Source organism: Brevibacillus borstelensis (genome assembly GCF_036700025.1).
GTDB lineage: Bacteria > Bacillota > Bacilli > Brevibacillales > Brevibacillaceae > Brevibacillus > Brevibacillus borstelensis.
On record NZ_CP144922.1, the window covers coordinates 3,624,333 to 3,646,831 of the forward strand.

The 22,499-nt window shown below is 50.9% G+C and carries 24 protein-coding genes; 8 read left to right on the forward strand and 16 right to left on the reverse strand.

What is annotated here, in order from left to right:
- Positions 1 to 66: 66 nt before the first annotated feature.
- From V5G20_RS17310 to V5G20_RS17325, 4 genes are all read right to left on the reverse strand, one after another.
- Positions 67 to 1,397, reverse strand: a protein-coding gene (locus V5G20_RS17310) for an IS1182 family transposase (RefSeq protein WP_122958896.1) whose coding sequence is annotated in 2 segments (ribosomal slippage) — positions 67 to 857 and positions 857 to 1,397 — 1,332 coding nt in all. Because the reading frame shifts where the segments join, the coding sequence is not laid out codon by codon here.
- 150 nt (positions 1,398 to 1,547) lie between these two features.
- A complete protein-coding gene (locus V5G20_RS17315; protein ID WP_409240970.1) occupies positions 1,548 to 2,117 on the reverse strand; it encodes an EAL domain-containing protein in 570 nt (189 codons plus the stop codon).
- Positions 1,999 to 3,975, reverse strand: coding sequence for a diguanylate cyclase domain-containing protein (locus tag V5G20_RS17320; protein WP_409240969.1), 1,977 nt, complete (start codon positions 3,973 to 3,975; stop codon positions 1,999 to 2,001). The genes V5G20_RS17315 and V5G20_RS17320 overlap by 119 nt, the downstream gene beginning before the upstream one ends.
- Before the next feature lie 117 nt (positions 3,976 to 4,092).
- Complete coding sequence (locus V5G20_RS17325) at positions 4,093 to 4,437, reverse strand: carboxymuconolactone decarboxylase family protein (protein WP_003387429.1); 345 nt, start codon at positions 4,435 to 4,437, stop codon at positions 4,093 to 4,095.
- Between the two features lie 124 nt (positions 4,438 to 4,561).
- Between V5G20_RS17325 and uvsE the strand changes: the two genes are divergently transcribed.
- Positions 4,562 to 5,488, forward strand: coding sequence for a UV DNA damage repair endonuclease UvsE (gene uvsE, locus V5G20_RS17330; RefSeq protein WP_338461464.1), 927 nt, complete (start codon positions 4,562 to 4,564; stop codon positions 5,486 to 5,488).
- 348 nt (positions 5,489 to 5,836) lie between these two features.
- Here the strand turns inward: uvsE and V5G20_RS17335 are convergent, their stop codons facing one another.
- Positions 5,837 to 6,412 carry a hypothetical protein gene (locus V5G20_RS17335; protein WP_003387431.1) on the reverse strand — a complete coding sequence of 192 codons (576 nt, stop codon included), beginning with the start codon at positions 6,410 to 6,412 and terminating at the stop codon, positions 5,837 to 5,839.
- A 334-nt stretch (positions 6,413 to 6,746) separates the two neighbouring features.
- Here V5G20_RS17335 and hutH point away from each other — a divergent pair, with 334 nt between their 5' ends.
- Together hutH and V5G20_RS17345 are read left to right on the forward strand one after the other, a co-directional pair.
- Positions 6,747 to 8,258, forward strand: coding sequence for a histidine ammonia-lyase (gene hutH, locus V5G20_RS17340; RefSeq protein WP_338461467.1), 1,512 nt, complete (start codon positions 6,747 to 6,749; stop codon positions 8,256 to 8,258).
- A gap of 94 nt (positions 8,259 to 8,352) precedes the next feature.
- The gene (locus V5G20_RS17345; protein ID WP_003387433.1) at positions 8,353 to 8,769 is read left to right on the forward strand and encodes a thiol-disulfide oxidoreductase DCC family protein; all 417 of its coding nucleotides are present in this window, start codon (positions 8,353 to 8,355) and stop codon (positions 8,767 to 8,769) included.
- A 43-nt stretch (positions 8,770 to 8,812) separates the two neighbouring features.
- Here the strand turns inward: V5G20_RS17345 and V5G20_RS17350 are convergent, their stop codons facing one another.
- The 10 genes from V5G20_RS17350 to V5G20_RS17395 all read right to left on the reverse strand — a co-directional run bounded on the left by V5G20_RS17350 (position 8,813) and on the right by V5G20_RS17395 (position 16,688).
- On the reverse strand, positions 8,813 to 9,322 hold the full coding sequence (locus V5G20_RS17350; protein ID WP_003387434.1) for an acyl-CoA thioesterase: 510 nt from the start codon (positions 9,320 to 9,322) through the stop codon (positions 8,813 to 8,815).
- A gap of 110 nt (positions 9,323 to 9,432) precedes the next feature.
- The gene (locus V5G20_RS17355; protein WP_024985138.1) at positions 9,433 to 10,206 is read right to left on the reverse strand and encodes a DUF3109 family protein; all 774 of its coding nucleotides are present in this window, start codon (positions 10,204 to 10,206) and stop codon (positions 9,433 to 9,435) included.
- Positions 10,203 to 10,523 (reverse strand): hypothetical protein, encoded by a 321-nt coding sequence (locus V5G20_RS17360; protein ID WP_003387437.1) that lies wholly within the window; start codon positions 10,521 to 10,523, stop codon positions 10,203 to 10,205. Before V5G20_RS17360 ends, V5G20_RS17355 begins: the two co-directional genes overlap by 4 nt.
- 100 nt (positions 10,524 to 10,623) lie before the next feature.
- Positions 10,624 to 10,908, reverse strand: coding sequence for a 4a-hydroxytetrahydrobiopterin dehydratase (locus V5G20_RS17365; protein ID WP_003387438.1), 285 nt, complete (start codon positions 10,906 to 10,908; stop codon positions 10,624 to 10,626).
- 88 nt (positions 10,909 to 10,996) lie between these two features.
- Positions 10,997 to 11,734, reverse strand: coding sequence for a class I SAM-dependent methyltransferase (locus V5G20_RS17370; protein ID WP_024985137.1), 738 nt, complete (start codon positions 11,732 to 11,734; stop codon positions 10,997 to 10,999).
- 103 nt (positions 11,735 to 11,837) lie between these two features.
- Positions 11,838 to 13,550, reverse strand: a complete 1,713-nt coding sequence (locus tag V5G20_RS17375; protein WP_003387440.1) for a hypothetical protein — start codon at positions 13,548 to 13,550, stop codon at positions 11,838 to 11,840.
- 113 nt (positions 13,551 to 13,663) lie between these two features.
- Entirely contained in the window at positions 13,664 to 14,350 is a 687-nt protein-coding gene (locus tag V5G20_RS17380; RefSeq protein WP_338461471.1) for a deoxynucleoside kinase, read from the reverse strand.
- Between the two features lie 45 nt (positions 14,351 to 14,395).
- The gene (locus V5G20_RS17385; RefSeq protein WP_024985136.1) at positions 14,396 to 15,031 is read right to left on the reverse strand and encodes a deoxynucleoside kinase; all 636 of its coding nucleotides are present in this window, start codon (positions 15,029 to 15,031) and stop codon (positions 14,396 to 14,398) included.
- Positions 15,032 to 15,321: 290 nt separating this feature from the next.
- Positions 15,322 to 16,395, reverse strand: coding sequence for a spore photoproduct lyase (gene splB / locus V5G20_RS17390; protein WP_338461473.1), 1,074 nt, complete (start codon positions 16,393 to 16,395; stop codon positions 15,322 to 15,324).
- 83 nt (positions 16,396 to 16,478) lie between these two features.
- Positions 16,479 to 16,688: a hypothetical protein gene (locus V5G20_RS17395; protein ID WP_003387444.1), complete on the reverse strand. Its 210-nt coding sequence runs from the start codon at positions 16,686 to 16,688 to the stop codon at positions 16,479 to 16,481.
- A 142-nt stretch (positions 16,689 to 16,830) separates the two neighbouring features.
- Between V5G20_RS17395 and V5G20_RS17400 the strand changes: the two genes are divergently transcribed.
- Positions 16,831 to 17,346 (forward strand): sigma-70 family RNA polymerase sigma factor, encoded by a 516-nt coding sequence (locus V5G20_RS17400; protein ID WP_024985135.1) that lies wholly within the window; start codon positions 16,831 to 16,833, stop codon positions 17,344 to 17,346.
- A gap of 1 nt (position 17,347) precedes the next feature.
- Entirely contained in the window at positions 17,348 to 18,778 is a 1,431-nt protein-coding gene (locus tag V5G20_RS17405) for a DUF4179 domain-containing protein (protein WP_338461476.1), read from the forward strand.
- A gap of 134 nt (positions 18,779 to 18,912) precedes the next feature.
- On the opposite strand, the gene thiD is transcribed toward V5G20_RS17405, so the two are convergent.
- Positions 18,913 to 19,707, reverse strand: a complete 795-nt coding sequence (gene thiD / locus V5G20_RS17410) for a bifunctional hydroxymethylpyrimidine kinase/phosphomethylpyrimidine kinase (protein WP_003387448.1) — start codon at positions 19,705 to 19,707, stop codon at positions 18,913 to 18,915.
- A 106-nt stretch (positions 19,708 to 19,813) separates the two neighbouring features.
- Here thiD and V5G20_RS17415 point away from each other — a divergent pair, with 106 nt between their 5' ends.
- The 3 genes from V5G20_RS17415 to V5G20_RS17425 all read left to right on the forward strand — a co-directional run bounded on the left by V5G20_RS17415 (position 19,814) and on the right by V5G20_RS17425 (position 22,472).
- A complete protein-coding gene (locus V5G20_RS17415; protein ID WP_003387449.1) occupies positions 19,814 to 20,623 on the forward strand; it encodes a sensor histidine kinase in 810 nt (269 codons plus the stop codon).
- Positions 20,620 to 21,282: a response regulator gene (locus V5G20_RS17420; RefSeq protein ID WP_003387450.1), complete on the forward strand. Its 663-nt coding sequence runs from the start codon at positions 20,620 to 20,622 to the stop codon at positions 21,280 to 21,282. The genes V5G20_RS17415 and V5G20_RS17420 overlap by 4 nt, the downstream gene beginning before the upstream one ends.
- Before the next feature lie 227 nt (positions 21,283 to 21,509).
- Positions 21,510 to 22,472, forward strand: coding sequence for a metal ABC transporter solute-binding protein, Zn/Mn family (locus V5G20_RS17425; protein WP_003387451.1), 963 nt, complete (start codon positions 21,510 to 21,512; stop codon positions 22,470 to 22,472).
- Positions 22,473 to 22,499 lie beyond the last annotated feature (27 nt).

A 22,499-nucleotide genomic window follows, 5' to 3' on the forward strand; every position in this document is an offset into this window, starting at 1 on the left:
GGAGTTTCTTCTTTCATAACAATAAAATTGAGCACGAAGTGCTGGAAGTCTTAGATAGCACCACACCTAACATGCCTTTGCAAGGTGGAGTGCTATCTTTTTTATATTTTGAACGGTTGCTGTCAGCAACGCTTGCTCTTGGACATTTTCACGTCCGCGCAACCTACAATAGCGAAGTCCATGCAGTTCTTTGGCATCTGCAAAACTTCGCTCTATCGTTTGGTATCTCAACCTGTATAGGTATTTTCCTGACTTACTTAAGCGGTTCTGTCGAACCCATTCTTTACTCTCTTCCCATACATGCCTGGTTATCACCTTTTGGTGATTTTTTGACCGTGTACACATAGTGAGCATCGGACATGCCTTACATATTTCTTTATTTGACTTATACATTCTGTATCCGTTACGGTCAGTTGTCGAATAAGCAAGCTCATGTTTTTGGGGGCAAATATAGACATTCTTTTCGGGATCATATTTAAACCGCCATTTGGCGATAAGGCCTTTAACAGGTGAAAAAGCTCGATGGCCAATGACGGCAAAGATATTTAGATCGTGCAGAGCCTTGCAGATTGGAGTAGTTAAATAGCCAGCATCCAATGCAACGGCTTCAATGGTATCTGTAAACCCAAACTTCTCAATTTGGTGTTGTAGCCGATCTACATAAGGAACAGAATCATGAACGTTACCCGCAGTCACGTGTACATCAGTTATGATATTGTACTTATGATCGACTGTCCGATGATCGAGATAGAAAAAGCCTTCAGGCTTTCCGTCACGAACCATGTAACCACTGTCCGGATCAGTAGTACTCACCTTGATTTCCTTTTCTTCCTTCACATCCTCTCTAGGCTTCAATCCTTTTTTCCGTGTGCTTCACGGTCTTCATTAATGGCTGCTTCTAAATCACTAAGGTAGGCTCGACTAGATTTTTCAATAACATGCTTCTTAAATTTACGTTTGTTCGCATTTGCTTTCAGATGAGTGGAATCACTTATCAAAACACGTCCGCCAACCATGCGATGTTGGATAGCAAGGCGAACGATTTCATCAAAAATCTCTTGGAAAACATTTGTGTTTTTAAAACGAGTTCGACGATTCCAACTGATGGTAGTGTGGTCTGGAACTCGATCTGTTAGTGAAAGGCCAAGAAACCAGCGGTAAGCAATATTCGTCTGAATTTCCTTTTCGAGTTGTCTTTCTGACCGGATACCGTAAAGGTATCCAATGAAAATCATTTTAAATAAAACCACCGGATCAATGGCTGGTCTACCGTTATCTTCACAATAGTATTGGCGTACTTTTTCTCGGATGAAAGAGAAGTCTACATGCTTTTGAATAACTCGTAGCAAATGGTCCTCCGGGACCAACTCATCAAGGCATACAAATTCATATTGCATTTGTTGCTTTTTTTCATTAGAGGAAAGCACAATAATCACCCGCCAGTAAATGTAATTACAAGAATATTATAACACATTAACGCGGTGTCGTCACAAAATACAGGGAAATAAAAATGGCTGTCGACTTTCTCGACAGCCTGAGCCTGGCATCTAGCTGATACCAGGCTTCGAGAACTTTTCTTTCAAATAGCTTTCCATATCTTCCTTTGTCAGCGGATGGCTGAAGAAAAATCCTTGTACCTCCTCACACATCTGCTCCTGCAAAAAATCGAGCTCGTCTGAAGTCTCTACCCCTTCAGCGATTACGTGCAAATCCAGATTTTTGGCCATCGAGATGATCGTCGCGACGATTGCTCTATTGCCTGGACTTTTTTTCAGGTCACGAATAAAGGAGCGATCGATTTTCAGCCTGTCCAACGGAAAATCTTTCAGGTAGGAGAGAGAGCTGTAGCCTGTCCCGAAATCATCGATTGCAATGTGCACTCCCAGTTTTTTCAAATCATAGAGGGTTTGCGTCGCCCGCTGCACGTCGATCATCGTACTTTCTGTTACTTCCAGCTCTAAATATTCGGGTTGCATGCCGGTCTCCCGCAAAATTCTCTCAACTGTCTGAACAAAATCCTTTTTTAAAAATTGACGGGCGGACAAATTGACGGCAACGCGAACCGGCGCATACCCCATTTCCTGCCATTCTCTGTTTTGTTTGCACGCTGTCCGCAGGACCCATTCCCCTATTGGAACAATCAGCCCCGTTTCTTCTGCAATCGTAATAAACTGATCCGGGAGGAATAACGCCACGCTTCGGATGATTCCATCTGACGAGCGCCTCCATACCTGACAATTTCTTGTTTGTGACATTGACTTGCGGCTGGTAATAGACCAGCAATTCGTTGCGAACCAAAGCGCGATTCAGTTCGTTTTGCAGGTACATCCTCTCCGATGCCGCCTTCTGCATATGGGCCGAGTATTTGTGATAGGCGTTTTTGCCTCGTTCCTTGGCCGAGTACATGGCAGTATCTGCCGTCTTCATCAATGTCTGATAGTCATTCCCGTCCTCTGGAAAGCGCGAGATTCCGATACTGGTCGTAATATACAGCTCATGCCCCTCGATCAAAAAGGGCTGCTCGATGATCCGGATCAATTGATCCGCCATCTGTATCAGCTCGCTCTCTGGCACCTCCGGCATCAAGACAATAAATTCATCGCCGCCGAGTCGCCCTACGATACCCGATTCTCCGACGCAGTTGACGATCCGATGCGTCGCTTCTCGCAAAAGCAGATCGCCAAAGTCATGTCCCAAAGAGTCATTGATCAGCTTAAAGCGGTCCAAGTCGAGAAACATCACAGTGACAGTCTGTTCACGATTCTTTGCATTCCGGATCGCTTTTTCAAGCTGTTCTTCGATAAATCGCCGGTTGGGCAAACCCGTCAATGCATCGTGGTAAGCCAGGTAATTGATTTTGGATTCAGCCTGCCTTTGCTCGGTTACATCGCGGGCAATAAAAAACACGCCTGCCGCCTCTCCGTCTATGATAATGGGAACATTGGTCATATGCAGGATGACTTGCTTTTCCGGCTCGGGATACAGCTTTACCTCGTATGTATTGGCTCCTCCGAGAACGGCCTGCAAAAAATGTTTCCGAATCATCTCCGCATCCGCTTGGTCACACATGTCCACGAAGTCTGAAAGCGAAAGCAATTCCCTGCCCGTCAGCTCCTTGGCAGCAGGATTCATGCCAATCAATTGGCCGTTCACACCATACGATATGACACCATCCCGGTTGTACTCGAACAACGATTTGTACCGCTGGTCGCTCTCCATCATCCGCAATGTCTTGGTCATCAAGAGCTTTTCTACATATACCGATAACAGCGTAATCCCGAGTATGATCAGAGTTGCTATCCCGATCGCATAAGCCAGCCAGATCGTGCTGACAGCCGAGGATGGCGACGGATGATGATTGCCATGCGTTACAAACGAGGTGGCTAGCATACCTGTGTAGTGCATTCCAGCAACTGCCGCCCCCATCACCATGCCAGCCAGTATTTTCAGTCCTATTCCGCGGACGTCTCCTGCTTTTCGCAAACGATACGTAATCATCAGCGCAACAGCAGATACGAGGACAGCAACGAGGATGGAGATCGCGAACAAAACCGGATCGTAAACGATTTGCGCATCCAACCTCATCGCGCTCATCCCGACGTAGTGCATCAAGGCTATCCCTGTTCCCATGAACAGCGAGCCGATTGCCAGCCGTTTTTTGGACATGTGTTTGCTGCTGACCACATGCAAGGCGATACCTGATGCGCACATCGCAAATAGGATGGAAATCAAAACGATCCAGAAATCGTAATCAACATGAATCGACAGATGCAGAGCAAGCATTGCGATAAAATGCATTGCCCAGATTCCCAATCCCATCGCGCCTGCTCCGGCCATTAGCCAAATTCTCTGAATGTTTCCCCGAGAATGACTGACGCGTCCACCGAGATCCAATGCCGTGTAGGAAGCCAAAACAGCGATAAAATAGGACAGGATGACTAAACCAATGCTGTACGATTGTGATAACGTATTCATAAATACCCCTCGAGCACGGATGAAATGACTTCCTCATCTTATAGCTTTTTCCTCCCTATCGCAATATAAGAAAAAGCAGCCCTTCCCCAAATACCAGGAAGGGCTGCAAAGGGATGTTTACTGAATCCCCTGATTCTTTTCCTCCATTACTTCCTGGATCAAAATGACACCGTGAGAGAGTGTCGTTCCTCCGCCAAACGCCCCTGCAACTGCGACCGTTTCCGCGATTTCCTGCTTGGATACGCCTTCTTCCAACAACGCTTCCAGGTGAAACACGATGCAGTGTTCATTTCCGGCGTACAAGGCAATCGCCAAGGCTGCCAGGTGTTTCTGCTTGGAAGACAGCGTACCGGAAGAAAAACACTTGCTGGTGAAATCGTTATACGCCTGCAGTGCGTCCGGCATCATTTGGCCAAATGCCTGCAGACCTTCTCGATACTGTTCCGCTAAATAATGCTCCATGGTCGTCTCCTCCTGATGGAATATCGCTGTTAGCTTCCCACCAAAAGGAAACGCTCATGCACGCCCGCAAGCTCGTTTCGGGGAAATACTAGGAGTAAGCCTAAACCGAAATGGAGGGTTCCGGATGATACGACTTGGGTATGCATGCATCCGTCTGGACAGCCCGAACAATCCCAATAAGAAAACGACGGTAGCTCAGGTTCAAAAGCTCTCGCCGGATGCGAGACTAAAAAAGCTGAGGCAAGTTTTGCAAACCAACTTTTTTAACCTGATGGACCTGCTTGCTTACAATGTAGAGAATCGTATTTTTCTCTACCGGCTCCCTTCCGAGTTCGTGCCGCTGGCCACCCACAAGGTTACGGAGGATTGGGATTGGGCCAAGGAGTTTAGCTGGGATTTCGACAAGGCCGGTGCCTATATAAAAAAGCACGGCATCCGCATGACCTCGCATCCTGGCCACTACAGCATTTTGAATTCAGACAATCCGAAAGTGCTGAAAGCAACGATTGCGGATTTCTCCTACCATGCCCGCGTTTTCGATCTGATGGGCCTCGACGACAACTCCGTCCTGGTTACCCATGTAGGCGGTGTCTACAACGACAAAGAAGCCTCGCTTCGACGCTTCGCCGATCAGTTCGAGCTGCTCCCAGAGAACGTAAAGCGCAGGCTGGTCGTAGAGAATGATGACACCTCCTTTTCCATGATCGACGTGCTGACACTCTGTGAGCGGATTGGCATCCCGATGGTACTGGATGTCCATCACCACGACTGTCTCAACAATGGCGAAGATCTGTTTGAATACATTCCCCGAATACTCAAAACGTGGGGCACGCGAACTCCGAAGATGCACTTTTCCTCTCCAAAATCGGAAAGCGATTTTCGTTCCCATGCAGATAAGATCGATCCGGTGAAGTTCATCGAATGGGTCACAAAGCTCAGCGACTACGACATCGATGTGATGCTCGAATGCAAAAATAAAGATGACGCTCTTCGCACATTGCGGCGGGACATGCAAAAGGCGGGCATTTCACCCGAAGGTCTGCCTGTTTGAGAAAGCAACAACCTCTGCCCGCAGGCTTATGCATAAAAAAATGACGCTGCTCACAGCAAGCAGCGTCATTGCGTATGCTGTTATTGACAACATGGTCCGCCACAATTGCATGCGGAGGAAGAGGAACCATGTCCTGACCTTCCATATCTGGAGGAACCGTATTTGGAGGAACTGTAGCCGGAGGATCCATAATCGGAGGAACCGCTGCCAGAACAACCGCAGCCGGAGGAACTGCTCCCTGAGTCATGCTGCGGATAGCAGCTGTCGTAGTAGTAGCGCATTCTCTTTTTATGATGATCGTAAAAGCGGTAGTACGTATTGTATTTTTTGCGGTGATGACGGTACTGTTCACATTTTTGCTTGTAGTGATGCATACGCTCCATATGCATTCTGTACTTGAACAGGAGCATTTCGAGGTCTGCATGAGCCCCGGACTTTGGTCTGCGTTCCCTTCTCCTCGGCGGAGCTGGCGGTCTGCGGTTTGACGGTCTTTTCGGGAAAGGTCTGTTTGGTGATGGCATGTTCGGTGATGGCATATTCGGAGACGGCATGTTCGGCGATGGCATCATCCGATGCGGCCTGTTTGGTCTTGGCATGTTCGGTGACGGCATGTTTGGCGATGGCATCATCCGATAAGGCCTGTTTGGTCTTGGCACCGCCCGATACGGCATATTTGGCGATGGCATATTCGGCGATAGATTCGGTGATGGCACGTTTCGCGATGGCATATTTGGCGACGGCATGATCGGAGACAGGTTCGGTGATGGAATGTTTGGTGATACATTTGGCGACGGCAAATTCGGTGAAGGTTTGGGCATCTCTTTGGGCCTGCGTGAAGGCATCGGCAACGCTGGAGGCATAGGTGGCATATTTCGGCGTCTTTCCAAACTCACACGTCCTTTCTAGTGAAATAGCACAGTACATGGTATGACATTCACCCGTCTAGAGAAACCGCACTTGCCCATATTTCAAAAAAATAAGCGCCCTTTTTTGGTTTGGGCAGGAAAACGCATTCTGCCGGGTGAAAGAATATGATACGGATGATAACGTTTTCACTTGACAGCTCATAAACTAGTATTACAATAGGGAATAGAAAAAATCATCTGAATAATAAGCAGACGGAAGCGGGGAAAAAAATGCAGAACTTGACGCTTACTCGTTTTGTTAATTTCATACCCGCATGGGAAGAGGGGCTAGGATAACAATCCTAGCCCCTCTTCCTTTTTGTCCTCTGCTATGCTAAAGGAGGAAAATACTCATGAATCAACGCACAATTTCTATCCGTCTGGACGGACATAAGCTGACCATTGAACAAGTAGCTGCCATTGCCAGGAAATTCGAGCAGATCGAACTGACGCCGGAAGCCGTTGAAAAAATCCGCAAATCCCGCTCGATGGTTGAACAAATGGTTCAAAACCAACAGGTCGTTTATGGGATTACGACTGGTTTTGGCAAGTTCTCCGACGTAGTGATTCCTCAAGAAGACGTCAGCCAGTTGCAGGAAAATCTGATCATGAGCCATGCGTGTGGAATGGGCGATCCCTATCCGACCGAGGTGGTCCGTGCGATGATGGCCCTGCGGATCAATGCACTGGCCAAGGGATACTCCGGCATCCGGGAAGAGACGATCAACCTGCTGATCGAAATGTGCAACCGCGGCGTCCATCCGATCATCCCGCAGCAGGGCTCTCTGGGAGCAAGCGGCGATCTGGCTCCCCTCTCCCATATGGTGCTCGTCATGCTCGGGAAAGGAGAAGCGGAGGTAAACGGCACAAGAATGCCCGGCAAAGCCGCCTTGGAGAGCGCTGGCTTATCCCCTATTCGGCTGGAGGCAAAAGAAGGTCTGGCATTGATCAACGGTACGCAGGCGATGACCGCTCTCCTTTGCCTGGCTGTGGCTGATGCTCATGCGCTGATCGAAAATGCCGATGTCATCGCCGCCATGACCGTGGAAGCGTTGCACGGGATTCCAAAAGCGTTTGATCCACAGCTTCACCTCGTCCGCGCCCATCCCGGCCAACAGGAATCTGCTCGCAAGCTGCTTGCCCATCTCGCAGGAAGCGAACGGACGACAGCGCAAGGGGAGCTCCGCGTGCAAGATGCCTACAGCCTCCGATGCGTCCCGCAGGTGCATGGCGCTACACGCGATGCCTGGGAGTATGTACGTGCTGCTGTAACCAGAGAGTGCAACAGTGTAACCGACAATCCCATTCTCTTCTCCGAGACCGGCGATGTTATTTCCGGAGGGAATTTCCACGGTCAGCCGATGGCATTGGCAGCCGACTTTTTGGCCATAGCAATAGCTGAGCTTGCCAATATTTCCGAGCGGCGGACCGAGCGTCTGGTCAACCCGCAATTAAGCGGACTCCCCGGTTTTTTAACGGAAAAAGGCGGCCTGCATTCCGGATTTATGATCACGCAATATGCCGCTGCTTCTATCGTTTCGGAGAACAAGGTGCTGTGCCATCCGGCTTCCGTCGATTCTATCCCTTCCTCTGCCAATCAGGAGGATCACGTAAGCATGGGAACGACGGCGGCCCGCAAGCTGAGAACCGTCATCGCCAACTCCATGAAGGTACTCGCCATCGAATATTTGGCGGCTGCGCAAGCAATCGAATTTGGCAAAGGAAAATTGGGAATCGGCACGGAGAAAGCTTATGCCAAGCTTCGTGAGGTCATACCGCCACTCTCCGAAGACCGGGAAATGCATGTGGACATGGCAAAAGCGGCAGAGCTCTTGGCAAGCGGCTGTCTCGTCCCTGAAATTTGATTGCTTCAACGTTTTCCTCCCTTGACCCGGCGGACCTTCCTGTTATGATGGAGGTAACATTGCCAGATTTCATGCTCAACAGGAGGCGTCCGCCATGTCTACTGCTTCCCATCCAGACACAATCCTGTTATTCGACGGCGTCTGCAATTTCTGCAACGGCGCTGTCCGCTTTATCATCCCGCGTGATCCGGCGGGGCGGATTCACTTCGCCTCACTGCAGTCAGAGACAGGCCAAAGCTTGCTGGAGCAGTATGGACTGGCGACTCACGACCTGTCATCTGTCGTACTGATCGACCAGGGAACCGTGTACGTCTATTCTGATGCAATCCTGCGCGTTGGCCGGCTTTTGCGCGGAGCCTGGCCGATTTTCTCAGCGATCGGCTTTTTCTTCCCAAGGCTTGTCAGGGATAGACTGTATCGGTTCATCGCTCGCAACCGCTATCGCTGGTTCGGCCGGTCGACCGTATGTCTGCTCCCCACAGCCGAAATACGAGCACGCTTTTTGGACTGAAAAAGAGGCATGCCTTATGGCATCGCCTCTTCTTGTTTTAACCTTATATATTCTTTGTAATATTTAATTGGCTGACAAATGCTTCCGTGCTCCGTTTCCGCTCTTTGCGCATGTTTTTGCGCTCCTCTGCCGTTTCAAACAGATAGCGTTCCTCGTCGGTTTCCGGGATGATGGGCGGTACTGGAGTCGGCTTGCCGTCTTCACCGAGCGCTACGAACGTGAGAAAAGAGGTAGCGGTCAAGGTTCGCTCCCCTGTTCGCAAATTTTCCGAGATGATTTTAACAAATACCTCCATCGATGTTTTTCCCGTGGAGGAGATGATCGCTTCCAGACAGATGGAATGGCCCATTTTTACGGGAGTAAGAAAATCGATCGAATCAATCGACGCCGTGACAACGGGACGGCGGGAATGCCTCATCGCCGCAATGGCAGCCACTTCGTCAATATAGGCCATCATTTTCCCTCCAAACATCGTGCCGTGAAAGTTGGTGTCTGAAGGTTGTACGAGGGAAGCCTGAATCGTACGGGATTCTTTTGTCGTCTTCGCGTTCATCACTGTTGCTCCTTTGCCAATCTACTTATCTGACCTAGCCATCATACCACATCGTTACTAGAGGATGTTCAAAAACTCTCGGAAACATACGCGGGGAATTGCTCTTGCCCCTATGTGACGAGATTTTCCTGCTCGCTGATGTATCCCAAGAGCTCCAGCGACTGGGCTGTATCCGGGCCCAGCAGCGCATGCAGCAACGGCAGATTCCATAAATAGGCCGGCTTATAGCCCGTTAGCGAAAACAGATTCTCATCCAAATGTACTGCTGCTTTCCGCCGTTCTATGCTTGCACAGTAGAAATGCTCCAAATAATCGGTGCCCCATCTGGAGAAAGAAGCCGTTTCCTCGGTCAAAGCGGTCAGAAGTATTATTTCGCCCGTATCAATGACCTCTAAAGGGTAAAGCTGGCAGCTAAACGGCTTGAGTGAAACAACATCCACTCCCGACTTCTCGGCGTATGCGTGAATGGAGCACCCGTACCTTCCGTTCATCTCTTTATAGAACAGGCAGTTCCCGTGGTCCATCCGGATCGTGCCCAGACCATAGTGTTTGTCCCAGATCCCTTCGGCAGCCCATCCTCGCTGCTCCCGCTCGCTCCAGAATTGGCTTGCGATCGCACCCGATTCCCGCTCCAGCAGATCGGCCTGCTGGTTTTCTACGGCATAGGGTTGTCCGCCTTCACAGCAAGTCTCCCGGTGAACGAGACGGCAATTTTCGCAATCCAAGTGAAATGGCGTCAAGAGCGCCGGCAGATCGAGCAGAACCTTTCCCATTTGTTTCATCGCAGCGCGATGCTTCCTGATGTACTTTTTGCAGGCGTACACCTCTCGTTCATTCATCTTTTCCGGTGTACCCAGGTAGCGATAGAGACCTCTGCCATTCATTTGGACAAGATGAGCTCCGCTTCCGTTCCGAAGATAGAGAGACGCCCCTCGGCAAATACCGCCAGATTGTCTTCATCCGCAGGGATCTCCATCAAAATTTCTACGGTTCCTTCTGTATCGGACTCCAGGACGATCAGCAAATCCTTCTCTCCAAATTCGTTGTCCGTCAGCTTCCACGAGGCAAGTGTGCCTTGCAGCTGAGTCACCTCTTCATCTTCGCTGTCCGAGTCCCACTGTGTAAATTGCGCCTGAATCTGTCCTTTGGCATAATGCTCTTCGATCAAGCCGAGAAGTTGATCGTGTTTATGGATGTCCATGGAAAAATCCCTCCACTTTGTTCTTTTTCCTCTATGATAACAGACAGATGCGCTTGCACAAAAAAAGCCGCCTCGTCCGAACAAGGCGGGAATCCCCTCTTCAGCTTACCTTGCTGATCGTCTGTGCCAGGGCAAAGTCTTTCCCGGTCAAACCGTGCGCTTCTCTCGTCGTCACCGTAAAGGTCACTGTCGATTGACGAATCAGGATTTCGACATGGTGACTATCCTGGTCAAGCAATTCCGCTACACGATTGACAAAGCTGACGGCAGTGGAGAAATCGCGGCACTGATACGTACGGGACAGCGCCATCCGATCCTCCATCAGTCTCCAGCCGGGCACTTTGTTCAAATACAACTTCACTTGTTCCAGCGAAAGCTTGCTCACTCAGCGCACCCCCATCATCGATGAATGACATCGTTTTCACCATCATATTCACCTTGATAGCGGGTTAGTCACGCTTATCCGCGACGTCCTATTTTTTGACTGCGAAAAAGATCATCCGAGGCGAGTCAGCCGCTTGATACGGTTCAAACTGGTAATTGCCAAACGTCTGAATGTTGACAAAGCCAGCTTTCTGCAGCATTGCGGTCATCTCCTCAACCGTAAAGAGGCGGACCTGCTCCTGGTAGACTCTCGTTTCCGCTGCGCCTTTATCCTTAACGACGATCCGCTTCTTCACAAATCCTGCTTCCAGCCACCGCTCCTCCTCGATCAGCAGTCCGCCGACTTCCTTTTCGGAGTGCGGTACGAGATTGGCCTCTACAAACGCGGGATTCAAGTAGTCAATGACCACCTCTCCCCCCGATTTCAGGGCAAGGGCCATGTTTTGAACGACCTGCGCATTTTCCTCGTCCGAAGAGAAATACCCGAAGCTGGTAAACAGATTGACCACGATATCGAACTCTTCCCGAAACGGTATATGTCGCATGTCATATTGGTAAAAATGCAGATTAGGGAGAATCTTTTGCTCATTGGCGAGCTGAAGCAGGACGTTTGATAAATCTACCCCGACAACTTCATACCCGCGTCGGGCCAGTGCACGCGAATGACGTCCGCTCCCGCAACAAAGATCAAGAACTCTTCCGGATCGCTTGATGGGCAAACGCTCCAGGAGGTTGGCTATCTCTTTATCAGCTGACGCGTCATCCCTGTGTTTGTACACCAACACGTAGTCCTCGCGAAAGCTTCGTTCAAACCATTCTTCTGCCATGTCTGTGCTCCTTTTTCCTTCCAAGATGCACCTATTATACCACAGCCTATTTTGATCAGAAGCCGTTTTCCGCGACAGAAATGTGCAGGAAGGGCAGCCCTCTTCACCGCTGGCGCGAATACACAGCATTGCCCTCTGCCGCGGACAATCGGATGTCACCCTCGGCCAAATCGAGCGGTTCCCAACGCTTCCTTCGATCATCCCAGATTTGATACCGCAAACCGTCATTCGTTACAAGATACGGTCCAAACGGCATCACTTCCGCACGGGTCACATGCAGCTCCCGCTGTCTCCCTCCGATTTGCCACCATGTATACGTCCCGGCTTCCTCGTCACTCTTTCGCTTTAAGACAGCCTGGCTGTGGTCATTGGCCCAGACAACCTCGCCTTCGGCCGTCCAGGATTTGCCCTTGCGCGATACAAAGACGGTTTTGTTTTCCGTAGGACCCGGTATTGTGTAATAAATGCCGTCTTTTCGTACCCTGATCGGAAAGGCTGGCAGCTTCTCCCGAGGGTGAAGCAATGCCTCTCCCAACGACTCCGTTTTCTCCAGTACGAGATCATGGAGGCGATACGTTCGTTTTTCCACCCGATACAAATTTTTGTCGCCTGCTGGACGCACGAGCACGATATAGAGATAGCCATCCACATCGTCTACAGCCATTTCCAGCGCAATCGACCCGGTCGACGTCTCATCGAAAAGCGGCGTTTTTTCTCCCGTAGCCAAATGATACACTGTTCCAAGCTTCTCTTCGACATAGAGAAATCTCCCTGCATCCAGCCAATCGATTGTCGCATGGGAGAGTCCGCTGCCTTCCAGCATCGGCTCGATCAATAGCGGATCACGTCCTCTCTGCTCCAAAACGAGGGCAACCTGTCTATCTCCCCGTCTGCTCTTGCTTCGCCCTCTGTCAATCACGCCGAGATAGCTTTCGCGGTCAGGAGAGAGTATCAATCGGTCGTAAAAGGAGTCATAGGGACTAAAGCCGACCACCTCGCTGTCAGGGTAGGAGAGCCAGGACAACGGCTGTTTTTTGTATAATGCCACATAGCGATACTCTTCGGGCAGATAGTTCCCGCTTTGCGAATGGAATTGCGTCAAGTCCAGCGCCGCCCGATTGACCCTTCGCACATCAAGAGACATCGTCCGATCATCCAGCCAGACTGCCGGGTAGCCGTTGACTGACCGTCCCGCTTCTTCCTTCCTGATCATAGGCTCTGAAAATCGCAGCAGAATCGTTCCCAATCCTTCCGTTATGTACAAGGATCGGGATTCTCTGCTCTCCGGAAGCATGAGCACCGCTCCCTCTGCCTTGCCGGGCTGAATGGTAAGAGCAAGGGGGGCCATTCTTCGGAGAGTGATCGTCGGAATATTCCCAAAACGAAACCCGAACTCGTCTTTGATTTCCGAAAAGGTCATCGTCAATTGATAATTGCCTCGTGACACCTCGCGGACGGACGTGCTGTACTTCACATCGCCGATAAGCTCCACTTGGGAAAGGAAGCTTTCCGCTGCCTCCAAGGATTGGTTCGTTGTCACATCAATATGTATAAAGGCTTCTTTTTTATGCAGTCCAAGTTGAATCGGCTGTTTTGGCATCTTGCCTCGTTCAAACTCGGCTATCCGAAAGCTGGCCTGATCGTCTTGCTGTCCAATCAATAATCGCTGAAAAGCTTGCTCAAAGGCATACGTTTCTCCGGCCGTGACGGAATTCAACGTTTTCTCCATCATTTGCGACCGGTAGAAGGCAGTAATAATCCAGATGGAAGCCAGGCAAACCGATCCGAGGGTAACAATCAGCATCCACCGCTTCACTTGAACGCCCCCTGAATAAACACGCTTTTCTCCATGATATCATAAACCTTTGTGTCCGATCAGATAAAAGCCCCTTTGCTGACGAGAGTTCCTATCATCAAAGGGGCATGGCATTAGCGGTGGAAGGACCGCCCGAGTCTGATTTTTTCTGCTACCCGGGACAGTACAACTTCGACGGAAGACGAATCTTCTACGACGTCGTATTCATTGATGTTGATCCGAAGAACCGGACAGGTCGAAAACGAGGAGATCCACTTTTCATAGCGGTTGTACAAATCCAGCCAGTAATCGGTCGGCGTCTGCTGCTCCATCGGACGGCCGCGTTCCTGGACGCGGTCCAGAATGTCGTCAAAGCTTCCTTTCAAATAGATCAGGATGTCCGGGTGCGGAAAATACGGAGTCATGACCATCGCTTCGAACAGTTGCGTATACGTTTGGTAATCCTCTTCCGTCATGTGCCCTTGCTCGTACAGCATCCTGGCGAAAATGCCGGTGTCCTCGTAAATAGAGCGATCCTGCACAAAACCGCCCCCGTATTCAAACATCCGCTTTTGCTCTTTAAACCGCTCTGCGAGGAAAAATACCTGCAGATGGAAGCCCCAGCGGGACAGATCTTCATAAAATTTCCCCAGATACGGGTTGTTGTCCACTTTTTCCACGGATACCCGAAAGCCGAGCAGATCGGCCAAAGCATATGTAAAGGTGGACTTTCCGACACCTACCGTTCCCCCGATCGTAATGACAGCGTTGCTAGGTATCCCGTACTTTTCTCTCAAATCACTGTTTTTAAACCCAGACATGAACGTAACTCCTTCTAAAATGATCAGGCCGTGCGCATGGAAAGATTAAGCCCCCTGGAGCGAACGGATATATGGTTCGATTTGCTTCAGAACATGCTGCAGATCTTCCGGCTTATGTACAAAATCAAGCTCGTCGCACTGAAACTTGATTACGGGCGTATCTGGATGGCGTCTTTCAAACGCTTCCATAAATTCATTGTAATCAGCGATCAGATTTTTCATATAGCCTACATCCATTTTGCGTTCCACATCGCGATCGCGCATCTCGATACGCTTCATCACCGTATCGATCGATGCTGTCATGTAGATGACCAGATTCGCCTGTGGCAAGCCTTCCGTAAGGATATCATAAATCTTCAGATACTTGGGCAGGTTCTCCTCATCCAATGTCCGCTTGGCAAAAATGGTGTTTTTAAAAATATTGTAATCTGCCACTGCCGATATCCCCTGTTTCAGATAGTCCCGGTGCAAATCCTGCAATTGCTTGTACCGGTTGCAAAGAAAAAACATCTCCAGCTGAAAGCTCCATTCGGCAATGTTTTCATAAAACTTTCCCAGAAACGGATTTTCATACACGATCTCTTCCAGCAGTTTCAGATCAAAGGCTTTGCTGAGTTCACGGGACAGCGACGTTTTGCCAATGCCAATCGGTCCCTCGATAGTTACAAATACGGGCTTCATAATTGTCACAACAAATCCTTTCCCAGATATGAGAGCCTCCATATTGTAGCATGGACATGTCAATTTTGTCGAAAAGATTCGGATAATGTCAGGCGCAGAAAACTGTGCCGCTTGAGGCTTTGCGCAGAACATTTGCACCTGATTACGACAAGTCTTCCTCTCCGAAATGTGCTCGCAGCTTGGCTGTTGTCCGCAGGAATCCGTTCGACCAAGAAAACCGCTCAGCATGGGGGCTGGCGGTTCATTGTTTTACGGTCTATCGATCAAAAATTTTTTTGTTCATCTCGTTCTCACGTAAAATACTCGATTTTCGCTTGCGGGAAAAGGCGGGTGATTTCCTTTTCCAAATGCTCACGGAGCGCTTTTGCCTGCACGTCCGGATAAACGTATTTGCCTTTCCCGTATTTGCCCCATTTGTACTTGCGCTCTTCCTCGTTCATTTCCAGCTTTGTCTTCGGATAGCGCTGCAGGATCAGCTTCTTGGCCACCTTGGTGAAGCGGTGCTGGATCAGTTCGAACGTAAGGTCTTCCATCGCCTCCGGCACCAGCTGTTCCCGCAGACGTTCCAGCAACTCGGTATATCCTTCTTCCCATCCCTCAAACCAGTACAGCGGCGCGAGAATGAAGCCGAGCGGATACCCCGCTTTGGCCACTTTTCCCGCCGCTTCCAGGCGCTGGGCGAATGTGGAAGTCCCCGGTTCAAAGTGCTTGATGACGTAATCAGCGTTCATGCTGAAGCGAAAGCGGGTGTGTTTGTTGTGGGCGGCGTCCAGCAGGGAGTCCACGTGATGGAACTTGGTTACGAAACGAAGCCGTCCCAGCGGCTGCTTCCCCATGAACTCAATCGCTCTCCGCAAATTTCCGGTGATATGCTCGATACTGACCGGGTCCGAGGTGCAAGCCGCCTCAAACCGGGTAATTTCCGGCTCCCGTTCGCGAATGTAGGCTTCCGCCTGCCGGAGTATGTCGTCTGTATTGACATATACGCGGATATACGGCTTTGTGCCGATATTTGTGTTCAAATAACAGTAATGGCAGTGCGCGGCACATCCTGTAGCCAGCGGGATGGCGTATTCGGCAGACGGCTTGGACTGCTCGAATTTGAGCGTCTTGCGCACGCCCACGACCAGCGTCCGCTTCGCATTGCGATACTGCTCCACGTCCGTTTCTCCGGGAATCCCGCGGACCTGGTTGTGGCTGGTCGTCATTCGGATCGGGATGCCCTGCTCCTGATACCGCTGATAAAGCTCTTTCCCTAACGGATAATGGAGTGCGTCGGGCTCGAAGAAAACAAAATCAGGCAGAAACAGCTTTGACTCTTTATTCGCAACTGTTTCCGGTTTTTCTGTAAGCGTCGTCGCCATGTCGATCCCCCCAGAGATAGTATCTCCGAACCCGAGCGAGGGGTTCGATGGAGGAAAATGGCTGTCGCTGTCCTGATGATCAGCTACAGGCGGTTTTTAAACTGGTGAAGCCACTCCAACGCCTGATCCCTCTGCTTCTCGGGTACCTGCAGCACATAGACGTGCCCCGTTCGCTGCGTTTTCCGTGACAAGAGGCGGACACGAATGCCCTTCATTTCCAAGTAGTGCCTGCACTCATTCGCCATTCTTGGCAAACCGTACGACTCATGAATCGTCACCCATTTGATCCACATCCCCGTTTTGACCGTCCTCTCTAGGTGCTATACGATACGATAAGCGAAAAGAAGGCGTCCGGTTCCCCCCAGACAAGGAGAAAAATGCGATTTTGAAAACCGTTTCTTCCCCGTCGCCGTCTAATAAGAAGGAGGGGTGAGCGTGAATCTGGAACAACTCGTCTCGTCTGCCCAGCAGGGGGATGATGACGCCTTTTACAAACTGATGCAGACACATAAAGAAAAGCTGTACAGAGTCGCATACGCTTTCTTTCGCAATGAAACCGACGCCCTGGAGGCTATGCAGGAAGTCACATGCCGTGCTTATCTCAAGCTGCCCAAGCTCAAGCAGCCGGCCTATGTCTCCACGTGGCTGACGAGGATCATGATCCATGTCTGTGTGGATGAGCAAAAACGAAAAAAACGGTCGCTGGCAAGTGATATGGGCAGCGATGCGCCAATTCGGGATGACACGGATACAACCGACCTGCGGCTTGAGCTGGAAGACGCGATTTCCCGGCTGACTGGCATGCATCGGCAGGTTATTATTTTAAAGTACTTCGAAGACTTGACCATACGCGAAATCGCCGCCCTGCTCGACCATCCCGAGGGAACGATCAAGACATGGCTTCACAAGGCGTTGGGCGCGTTGCGCAAAGATTTGGGAAAAGGTTGGTGAGATGATGAATCGACGCGAAGAAACGGACGCTTTTTTCTCAGGAGAAGAGTCGGAATCGCGCCCCGGCGAGGATCGGATCGAGCAACAATTAACAGAGAAGAAGGTACAGTACGAAAAGACTCAGGCTCCTCCGGAGGCAGACGCCTTTATTCTGGCCGGTATGACCCAAGCAAAGGGGCAGTTGCGGAAGCATCAGCGTATATGGCGCATCCGCTGGTCGCTCATTGCCGCGTGCTCCCTTGTTGCGGGCTTGTTGTTCACGATCCGCCTCTCCCCCGCCTTCGCGGCTTATGTGAGCGATATTCCCGGAATGGAGCCGATCGTAAATTTGGTCCAGGCGAAGAAAGGCTTGGAAAGGGCTGCGAAGCACGGGCTGGCACAAGAAATCGGCGCATTTGCGGAAGCGGATAACGTCAGCTTCACGATTGATCGGGTAATCGGGGATCAAAGGCGGATGCTGCTGCTGTATACGATCAGGCACAGGGAACCAGGGCATGTCGTTCGATTGGAGGGCATCGATATTACGGATGACAAGGGCAACCAAATACCGCTCAGCTACTCGCTGTCCAGCGGGAGCTTTAAACCTGTCAGCCATGCGCAGGAAGCGATTGAGATATACCCGACGGATGAAAGTCTGCCGCTCCCGGATCATCTGGTTGTAAAGGCAACGATCTACGTGGATGCCCTGCCAATGGATACTCCGATCAGCGTAACTGTCCCCATCGACAAGTCCAGGTATGCCGACCTGAAAGAAAAAATATACCCGGTCAACCAGACGATTACTGTCGACGGACAAAAACTGACGGTTTCGCAGGTCGCCGTTTACCCTACCCAGGCGGAAGTCACGGTTCGGTTCGCTCCCGAAAATACAAAGCACATCTTCGGTTTCGACAATTTGCGGCTGGTGGATGAAAAGGGACAAACCTTTGCTTTTTGGGGGAATGGCATTCCTTCCCATAAAAATGGCGAGTTCGAGGTGATCTACCATCTGGAGAGCAACTATTTCGACACTCCTCAGCAACTCTATCTGAAAGCAAGCGGCATCCAGGCATTGGACAAAGACAAGCTGGTCGTGGTAATCGACGCAAAGAACAAGGTGCTATTGAAAGCGCCGGATGACAGGCTATCGCTGGAAGCGCTTAGGCAGAATGATGACGTAGTCGGCATGGACTATCACCTTCGCGTCGATGAGCAGGACTTCCACAAGTACGGCTCGCACATTTCAGAGCTGACAGACGATCTGGGAAATCGATACGAATTTGTCCAAGGGACTTCCACCCCATCAGAAACCGAAACCATTCAAAGATATGGCGTCTTGTTCAAGCGTACGGAACCGGCTCGCAAGGGCACCCCCAGCACGTACAAATTTACGCTCAACTACTACCCGACCAGATTGAAGGGGGATCTGTCCATTCCGATCGAGATAAAGTAAAGCAACAGTTGGGAACCTTTTGCACCAGCACAAAATGCCCGCAGCAGGACCCCGATGCACCCTCTTGCATCTAGGTTTTGCTGCGGGCTTTCTTGCTTTGTTTCCCCTGCCAATTGTTGCAAAATCCGTTGTTTTTATTTCACAGCCGCCCAGTGATTGGTCGGCCCATGACCGCCGCCGATCTGCGGTGCCGTTCTGATCGCTTCCACGATAAACCGGTTGGCCCGGTCCACCGCTTCGACGAGCGGCGTGCCTTTCGCCAGCTCGGCAGTAAGCGCCGCCGAAAACGTGCAGCCTGTCCCATGCGTATGACGGGTCGGTACCCGTTCATGCTCCATTTCAAAAAAATCCCGGCCGTCATAGAGGATATCCACGATGGCATCCCCTTGAAGATGGCCCCCTTTCATCATCACATGGCGCGGGCCCATCTGGTGGATCGCTCTAGCCGCTTCGCGCATTTGCTCCGGGGTTTCGATGCGCAGCCCGCTCAAGAACTCGGCTTCCGGCAGGTTGGGAGTGATGACCTCTGCCAGTGGAAGCAAAAAGCGCTTGAGGGCCGCAATCGCCTCATCCTGCAGCAGCTTCGCTCCCCCCTTGGCGATCATGACCGGGTCTACGACCAGCTTTTTTACGTCAAAATGGCTGATTTCCCGGGAGACTGCTTCAATGATCTCCGCGTTAAACAGCATCCCTGTCTTCGCTGCGTCCGTCCCGATATCCCGGAGCACTTCATGCATCTGCTGGGCTACCGCTTCCGTCGGCAGCGGATACACGCCTGTTACACCCAATGTATTTTGCACGGTAACCGCTGTGATAGCGCTTGTCCCGTAAACGCCGAATTGGTGGAAGGTTTTCAGATCAGCCTGAATCCCCGCTCCTCCTCCGCTGTCCGATCCTGCGATTGTCATCGCTTTTGCAAGTCGGTTCACGTCTGCTCCTCCTATCCTCTCTGTCTTCTGTTATGAGTATATCATCAGCCCGTCTCCTCCGGTATACTGGGAATGTACCATCTGGTCAAAGGAAAGGGATGTAACTATGACGTACCGTGTCTTATACTGGTTGACTGTACTGCTCCCGCCAATCGTCATCGGCGGTTTTGAATTTGTACGCCACGACTTTTTGCTGCCTTATTTATCCATGGAAACAGGCAATGTCTACATCACAATATTGACTCTGCTGCTCTCCTTTCTCTTCGCTACCTGGATGTTCCGCAAGATTGACCGGATGAATGCCCGGATCGTGGAGGAACAAGCTCGCCGCGCCGTCTACGAAGAGCGGGAACGGCTGGCCAGAGAGCTGCATGACGGTATTGCCCAATCACTGTTCTTCCTCAACGTCAAGCTGAAGCAGGGCCAATTGGAGGACGCCCGCGCTGCAGTCTCCGCGATTGACAATGACGTACGCCACGCCATTTTCAACCTGCGCTCTCTCCCCGAAGAAGGCAGCAGCCTGACCCAGCGGCTGGAAAACTGGCTGGCACAGTGGAGCGCCCTCTCCGGCGTTGATGTCACTCACCAGATCGAAGTGCCTGACGGCTTCTTTTCCCCTGCCGAAGAAGTTCAGCTATTTGGCATTGTCCAAGAGACCTTTGCCAATATTCAAAAGCATGCAGGGGCCAGACACGCTTGGCTGACATTAAAAGCGTTACGTGCAGACAATTGGTGTCTGTCTGTCGAAGACGACGGCATCGGAATCAGCCTGGACGAGCATGAAGCGAAAAAATACGGCCTTAAAATGGTTCGGGAACGAGCCAAGCAGCTGGGCTCCACTATCGAAATTACACAGAGAACGGAGGGCGGCACTTCCATCCGCCTGGTGTTCGATCGAGGAGGTAACAAAGCGTGAATGCGTACCGCGTTCTGATTGCAGATGATCACCATATGGCGAGGCTGGCTATCCGCAGTCTCCTGGAGCAAGACCCTTCCTTTTACGTCATCGGTGAAGCGACCAATGGCGAAGAAGCCTATCAAATGTGCGGAGCACTGCAGCCGGACCTGGTGCTGATGGATATCAACATGCCGCGTTGGACTGGTCTGGAGGCAACGCGAGAGGTAAAAAAGGCATACCCGCATATAAAAGTTGTCATTCTCAGCATCTCTGATGATGTGGGAGATCTGATCACAGCCATACAATTTGGGGCCCAAGGCTATCTTTTGAAAAACCTGGAGCCGGACGACTGGATCACCTATTTGCACGCCCTTCTCGGTGAAGACAGCGAGCTCTCAAGAGAAATGGCCGCGCGCTTGTTTACCCGCTTCCGGCAGGAAGAAAGCATGAATGAGCCTGTCCCCGACGTGTTGACTCCGCGCGAACGCGAAATCGTGATGTACGTCGGCGCAGGCAAAACAAACCGGGAAATCAGCGACGCCCTGATCATCGCAGAAAATACCGTAAAAAATCACATCAAGAACATTCTTGAAAAGCTGCAACTGGTCAATCGCGTCCAGCTCGCAGCCTACGCCGTAAGGCATCATCTGATGCTCAGGCAAAGCGACGAGCGTTAGCTGCCCAGCCAGGTGAAAGCGATAGGGCCAGCGGGCACGCTCTGCTGTCCCTTGCGTGTGTATTATGGTTACAGCAACAGCACGTGTATTCCAGGATCAAAAAACTTGTACAAGCGAAACATTTTTGTCCTGAGAAAATAGTGTTGCGCTGTGCCATTTTTTTGTGTTAAAGTTGCACGAGGGAAACATTTATGTCTAAGGATAAAATATTTGAGGAGGGACAACTTTTGAGTGCTAAGACTACATATCAAAGAGTGCTGAAAGGAACGTTTTACTCTGTCTTGACAGCTGCTTTTCTATTGACCGGCTGCGGGACAAAGGAGGAGCCGGCAACAAAGCCGGCTGCTGGTGAGACTGTCTGGAAAGTCACGGCAACGACAGGCATGGTCGCCGATATTGTAAAAGAAGTGGGCGGCGAACATGTCGAGGTGACACAATTGATGGGCGCCGGGGTCGATCCTCACCTGTACAAAGCGTCCGAAGGAGATATCAAGCGGATTGACCAGGCCGATATCATCTTCTACTCCGGGCTGCATCTCGAGGGGAAAATGGTCGAAATCTTCGAGAAAATGAGTGCGAAGAAGCCGGTAAAAGCGGTTACCGCCAGTTTGACAAGGGAGCATCTGCTGGCTGACCCTGCTGCTCCTGAAAGCCCCGACCCGCACGTCTGGTTTGACGTCTCGCTATGGATGAAGGCTGTCGAGCAGGTACGGGACGATCTCGCCGCGTTTGACGCTGCTCACGCATCGAGCTATCAGGCCAACGCGGAGCGATATTTGCAAGAGTTGAAAGAACTTGATGATTACGCACGGGAGCAGCTCGGCTCGATCCCGAAAGAACAGCGCGTTTTGGTCACGGCGCACGACGCTTTCCAATACTTCGGTCGCGGCTATGACGTAGAGGTGATGGGGCTGCAAGGAATCAGCACCGCTTCCGAGTATGGCCTGAAGGATGTGCAGACGCTTGTAGATACGCTGGTTGAACGCAAAATCAAAGCCGTCTTTGTGGAATCGTCCGTTCCCAAGCGCTCTATCGAAGCAGTAGTGCAAGGTGCAGCTGCGAAAAATCACACTGTAGCCATTGGCGGCGAGCTGTTTTCGGACGCCATGGGAGAGCCCGGCACACCGGAGGGCAACTACATCGGGATGGTTCGCCACAACGTCGATACGATTGTGAACGCTTTAAAATAAACTAACTTTTCTAAAGGAGGAAGACAG